Here is a 1,161-nt window from a genome sequence, read left to right on the forward strand (position 1 = left end):
GCAGGTTGCGCACGGTGCGCAGCACGATCAGCCCGTCGTCGGCGATCCAGCGCCGCTGCCAGGCCCCCCACGCGAACAGGGCGCAGACCACCGCCACACTGGTCCACAGGCTGGTCCGCACCACGGTGTCGTACGGGAAGGTCGTGCGGAAGACCCGCCGGACGGGCGGCCGCCGGCGCATCCCCCTGACGGCGCCGGGCTGGCGGTCAGCCGAAGGCAACGGCGGCTCCGACGGTCGCAATCCAGGCCAGTGCCAGCAGCTGCAGCACCCGGTCACGCAGCGCGATGTCCTCGGGCTCCCCGGCCAGCCCGCCGTCGACGTCCACGGCGTAGCGCAGGACCGCGATGGTGAACGGCACCATCGACACCGCGAACCACGACCCGGAGTGGTGGTCGCGCTCGAACGCCCACAGCCCGTAGCAGACCACCACCGCGGTGGCCGACATGGTCCACACGAAGCGCAGGTAGGTGCTGGTGTAGCTCTCCAGCGACTTGCGGATCCGGGCCCCGGTGCGTTCGGCGACCTGCAGCTCGGCGTAGCGCTTTCCGGCTACCATGAACAGCGACCCGAACGCCATCATCAGCAGAAACCATTGCGAGAGCGGGATTTCGGCGGCCACACCGCCGGCGATGGCCCGAATCAGGAATCCCGACGACACGATGCAGATGTCGATCACCGCTTGGTGTTTGAGGCCGTAGCAGTAGCCCAGCTGCATGGCCAGGTACACCGCCATCACCAGCGCCAGGTTCGGCGTCGCCAGCCAGGAGAGCGCCAGGGAGGCCGCTCCCAGGACGACGGCCAGGGCGTAGGCCAGCCACTCGGGCACCGCGCCGGCCGCGATCGGCCGGAACCGCTTGGTGGGATGCGCGCGGTCGGCCTCGACGTCGCGCACGTCGTTGATCAGGTAGATCGACGAGGCCGCCAGGCAGAACACCACGAACGCCACCGATGCCTTGGCGAGCACCTCGGTGTAGTGGTTGTAGTGCAGCGGGCCCCCCAGCGCGGCCAGCGGCGCGGCCAGCACCAGCACGTTCTTGACCCACTGTCGCGGGCGCATCGCCTTGATGACCCCGGTGATCAGGTTCGTCGGGGGCCCGGTCACCACGCCCTCACTCATGGGGGACACCTCCCTCGCGAACGTCATCCAGCCAGAGTGCAAG

The 1,161-nt window shown here is 69.6% G+C and carries 2 protein-coding genes; both read right to left on the reverse strand.

Annotated features, from left to right (window positions below; all coding sequences use genetic code 11):
- The coding region (locus AC2VON_RS23500; RefSeq protein ID WP_486955004.1) for a hypothetical protein at positions 1–181 on the reverse strand (181 nt) is incomplete at its 3' end.
- Between the two features lie 25 nt (positions 182–206).
- Positions 207–1,118, reverse strand: a complete 912-nt coding sequence (locus AC2VON_RS23505) for a decaprenyl-phosphate phosphoribosyltransferase (RefSeq protein ID WP_486955005.1) — start codon at positions 1,116–1,118, stop codon at positions 207–209.
- Between the last annotated feature and the right edge of the window lie 43 nt (positions 1,119–1,161).

The sequence above is a fragment of the Mycobacterium sp. TH-M82 genome, assembly GCF_057473605.1.